This window comes from Acidovorax sp. KPB24-07 (genome assembly GCF_057543315.1).
This window is the reverse complement of record NZ_BAAJYS010000270.1, coordinates 1-4,604: the sequence shown is the minus strand read 5'-3', so window position 1 is coordinate 4,604 and position 4,604 is coordinate 1. Positions and strand designations below refer to the sequence as shown.

4 protein-coding genes and 1 pseudogene are annotated in these 4,604 nt (G+C 69.6%); all 5 read left to right on the top strand.

Going from position 1 to position 4,604, the window contains the following annotated elements; all coding sequences use genetic code 11:
• Positions 1–47 precede the first annotated feature (47 nt).
• Positions 48–119: pseudogene (locus tag AC27IQ_RS19025) on the top strand (hypothetical protein); the annotation flags it as partial.
• A gap of 694 nt (positions 120–813) precedes the next feature.
• Positions 814–1,266 (top strand): 3'-5' exonuclease, encoded by a 453-nt coding sequence (locus AC27IQ_RS19020; RefSeq protein ID WP_487090405.1) that lies wholly within the window; start codon positions 814–816, stop codon positions 1,264–1,266.
• A gap of 48 nt (positions 1,267–1,314) precedes the next feature.
• Complete coding sequence (locus tag AC27IQ_RS19015) at positions 1,315–2,076, top strand: 3-oxoacyl-ACP reductase (RefSeq protein WP_317351362.1); 762 nt, start codon at positions 1,315–1,317, stop codon at positions 2,074–2,076.
• Positions 2,077–2,208: 132 nt separating this feature from the next.
• Complete coding sequence (locus AC27IQ_RS19010; RefSeq protein ID WP_487090404.1) at positions 2,209–2,946, top strand: glutathione S-transferase N-terminal domain-containing protein; 738 nt, start codon at positions 2,209–2,211, stop codon at positions 2,944–2,946.
• 349 nt (positions 2,947–3,295) lie between these two features.
• Positions 3,296–4,604 (top strand): methyl-accepting chemotaxis protein (locus AC27IQ_RS19005; RefSeq protein WP_487090403.1); only part of this gene is annotated, 1,309 nt, incomplete at its 3' end.

Below are 4,604 nucleotides of genomic sequence, written 5' to 3'. Positions count from 1 at the left end.
GCCTGCCGCGCTGGCCGCGCGGCGTGCAGGCCGTGCTGGTCGACGAGATGCACGACATGAACGAGGCCGCGTTCCGCGTGCTTCGCGAGCTGCTGGACACCACGCAGTGCACCTTCTGCGGCGTGGGCGACCGCGACCAGGTCATCTACGGCGCCCACGGGGCCGATGCCGCCTTCATGGGCGATGCCATCACCGCGCACACCGGCCGCCCCGTGGCGCGCCTGCGGCTCACGCCCAGCCACCGCTTCGGCAAGAAGCTCGCGGCCAAGGCCGGGCGGCTGGCGGCCAAGCCCTACGACTCGCTTGCCGGCCACGACACCGCGGTGGAACTGCGGCCCTACGACGATGCCGCGCACTGCGTGGACCTCGTCGCGCAGGCGGCCCAGCAGTGGCGCGCCCGGCCCCGCGCCCGCATGGCGGGCTTTGCCGTGCTGCTGCGCCACTCCAACCAGTCGGTGGGCATCGAGAACCGGCTGCTGGCCGACAACGTGCCCTACACCGTGAGCGGCTTCGACAGCTACCTGCTGCGGCCCGAGGTGCTGCTGGTGCGCGGCCTGCTGGCCGTGGCCACCGACAACTTCGACAGCGTCTCCGAGCCGCGCACGCGCGACAAGCTCATGCGGGCGCTGGTGTTCTTCTGCGGCGCGCGCATCGTCGTGGCCGGGCGCGAGCACGAATCGCAGCAGGCCCTGCTGGAGGACGCCATCCGCAGCGTGACCGACAACCCGCTGTTCCTGCAGAACTTCTTCACCCACCAGATCGTGGCCAACGTCGAGCCCGCCATGCAGCGGGCGCCTGCGCAAGGCCCTGGAGGTGGCGCGCGAGGCGGGCGGCCAGGACACCCTGCCGCGCCTGCTGCAGGCCCTGCAGATCGACGCCGTGATCCGCGAGGTGTTCGTCTCGCGCCAGCGGCGCGAGGACGCCCTCGCCAACCTGGCCGGCCTGTGCGAGGCGGCGAAGGGCTTTGCCAGCGCGCGCGATTATTTCCTGCACCTGAACCGCGCCGAGCAGCGCCAGCGCGAGCTGCGCGGCACCGCCAGCCTGGTCCTGGCCAACATCGAGGACGTGAAGGGCCTGGAGTTCGACCACGTGGTGATCCCGTTCCTGGAGCAGGGCGTGTTCCCCGTGCCGCAGGCGCCCTACGCGCAGGAAAAGAACACCCTCTACGTCGGCATGACCCGGGCGCGCCAGCAGCTCACGCTGCTGTGCCACCGCGCGCAGCCCGGCGCCTTTCTGCAACCGCTGGGGTATGCCGCGTCGGCCTGACCACGCCCGGCCCCGGTCCTTTTTTCACACCACGCGAGCGACACCACCATGCAACTGTCCGAACAATGGGTCCTGGTCACCGGCGGTGCCCGGGGCCTGGGCGAATCGATCACCCGGGCGCTGGCGCGCGAAGGCGCCGGCGTGGTCATCAACTACCTGACCAGCGACACGGCCGCCCGCGCCCTGGCCGAAGAACTGGGCCCGCGCGCCATCGCCCTGCAGGCCGACGTGACCGATGCCGCCGCCGTGCAGCGCCTGTTCGCCCAGGCGCACGAGCGCACCGGCCAGCCCGTCAGTGCGGTGGTCAACAACGCGCTCGCGCAGTTCCGCTTCGATGGCGACGCGCGCCCGCAGATCGGCGACATCGCCTGGGAGCGCTTTCAGCAGCAGATCGACGGCGCCGTGAAGGGCGCGCTGAACACCCTGCAGGCCGCGCTGCCCGCCATGCGCGCGCAGGGTTTCGGGCGCATCGTGAACGTGGGCACCAACCTGTTCCAGAACCCCGTGGTGCCCTACCACGACTACACCGCCGCCAAGGCCGCGCTGCTGTCGCTCACCCGCACGGCGGCCAACGACCTGGGGCCGCACGGCATCACCGTGAACATGGTGTCGGGCGGCCTGCTGCGCACCACCGACGCCAGCCGCGCCACGCCCGAGGCGGTGTTCGACCTCATCGCCGGCATGACCCCGCTGCGCCGCGTGACCACGCCGGCCGAGTTCGCCGACGCGGTGCTGTTCTTCCTCTCGCCCTGGTCGCGCGCCGTGACCGGGCAGAACCTCATCGTGGACAGCGGGCTGGTGAAGGGCTGAGCGGCCTTGGGGTTACTGCGCGCGGCGCCTGCGCCGCCACGGGCCCCGGGGGTGTAATGAACGCCCCGGTTCGACGCCTGTTCGATCCCCTTCCGGCCACCCCGGCCGCTCACCCGAGGCCCGCAAAAAACCATGACGACGACGCCCTCCACATCCGCCCCCGCCACCGCCCGCCCCCTCACCCACCCCATCGCCGCCAAGTGGCCGGCGCGCCACCCCGAGCGGCTGCAGCTGTATTCGCTGCCCACGCCCAACGGCGTGAAGGTCTCCATCCTGCTGGAGGAGCTGGGCCTGCCGTACGAGCCGCACCTGGTGCGCTTCGACACCAACGACCAGTTCTCGCCCGAGTTCCTCTCGCTCAACCCCAACAACAAGATCCCCGCCATCCTCGACCCCGATGGCCCGGGCGGGCGGCCGCTGGCGCTGTTCGAATCGGGCGCCATCCTGGTCTACCTGGCCGAGAAGACCGGCCGCTTCCTGCCGCAGGACCCGGCCGCGCGCTACGAGGCCCTGCAGTGGGTCATGTGGCAGATGGGCGGCGTCGGCCCCATGTTCGGCCAGCTCGGGTTCTTCCATAAATTCGCCGGGAAGGACTACGAGGACAAGCGCCCGCGCGACCGCTACGTGGCCGAATCCAGGCGCCTGCTGGGCGTGCTGGAGCAGCGCCTGGCCGGGCGCGACTGGATCCTGGGCGACGACTACACCATCGCCGACATCGCCGTCTTTCCGTGGGTGCGCAACCTGGTGGGCTTCTACGAGGCGCGCGAGCTGGTGGACTTCGATGCCTTCCCCCAGGTGCAGCGCGCGCTGGCCGCCTTCCTGGCGCGGCCGGCCGTGGTGCGCGGGTTGGAGATCCCGCAGCGCGGGTGAGGTGCAGGCAGTTTTCTGATGCTATAAAAAGAATAGCTGTATGCCCTAGTCGAATATGCGCTGAAGGCCGATTTTTATCAATATCCCACCCTCGGGCCAGCGCGGCATGCGCTGGCCCTTTTTGCTTGGGGGCGGCCCGCCGGGCATGGCAGGCCTGGGGCTTTGGACACCGGCCGGCCCATAGGTATTTTTTGCAAACAAACGTAACTTTTCGATGAAATAATGACTTTTCGTTTGCTGTGCCATTGGTGGTAACCCGGGAATCCCGGGGGCCTTCGCCGATGCGCCGTCCCTCCCATTCCCACCCCTTGCCCGTCCTCACCGGACCGCTGGCCCCACCGTGACCTCCATGCGACTTAAAACCAAATTGACCCTGGCCCTGATCCTGATGTGGCTGGGCCTGTTCCTGCTGGGTGCGTGGGCCGCGTTCCATGCGCGCACCGTGGTGACCGAAGAGCGCCAGGCGGCCGTGCACAACGTGGTGGACCTGGGCTACAGCCTGATCGAGAACTACGCCGCCGAAGTGGCCGCGGGCCGCATGGACGTGGCCACCGCCAAGGAGCAGGCGCTGGCGCGCCTGGCCACGCTGCGATTCGACAACGGCAAGAACTTCCTGTTCGTGATCGATTCGGCGCCGCTGATGCTCATGCACCCCACGGGCAAGGGCCTGATCGGCACCAATGTGGGCGACCGCAAGGACCCGGAGGGCAAGGCCTACTACCGCGAGCTGGCCGACATGGGCAAGAAGAACGGCCAGGGCTTCGTCTCGTACCAGGCGGGGGTGACGCTGCCCGACGGCACCGTGGAGCGGCTGGAGAAGGTCACCTTCGTGCGCTACTACGCGCCGTGGGACTGGCATGTGATGGCCGGCGTGATGGTGGGCGACATCCAGACCGCCTTCTACAAGACCATCGGCCAGCTGCTCGTCATCGTGCTGCTGGTGGGCGGCGCCATACACGGCACCATGCTGCTGATCATCCGCAGCGTGACCGGCAGCCTGGGCGGCGAGCCCACGCAGGCCGCCGAGGTGGCCGCGCGCATCGCGGACGGCGACCTCACTGTGGCCGTGGCCGCCTCGGGCAAGAACCCGCACAGCCTGATGCAGGCCATGCACACCATGCAGGCCCGCCTGGCGCAACTGATCGGCAACATCCGCAGCGGGACCGAGGAAATCCGCCACGCCGCGAGCGAGATCGCCTCGGGCAACATGAACCTGTCGTCGCGCACCGAGTCGCAGGCCTCGTCGTTGCAGGAAACCGCGGCCAGCATGGAGCAGCTCACGGGCACCGTGACGCAGAACGCCGAGAACGCCCTGCGCGCAGGCGAACTGGCGAACAACGCATCGAGCATCGCCGAGCGCGGCGGCGCCGTCATGGGCGACGTGGTGGACACCATGCGCGGCATCTCGGAAAGCTCCAGCCGCATCTCCGAGATCATCGCCGTGATCGACTCGATCGCGTTCCAGACCAACATCCTCGCGCTCAACGCGGCCGTCGAGGCGGCCCGCGCGGGCGACCAGGGCCGGGGCTTCGCCGTGGTGGCCAGCGGGGTGCGCAGCCTGGCCGGACGCTCGGCCGATGCCGCCCAAGGAAATCAAGAACCTCATCAGCGCCAGCGTGGAGCGCGTGGAACAGGGCACGGCCCTGGTCGACCAGGCC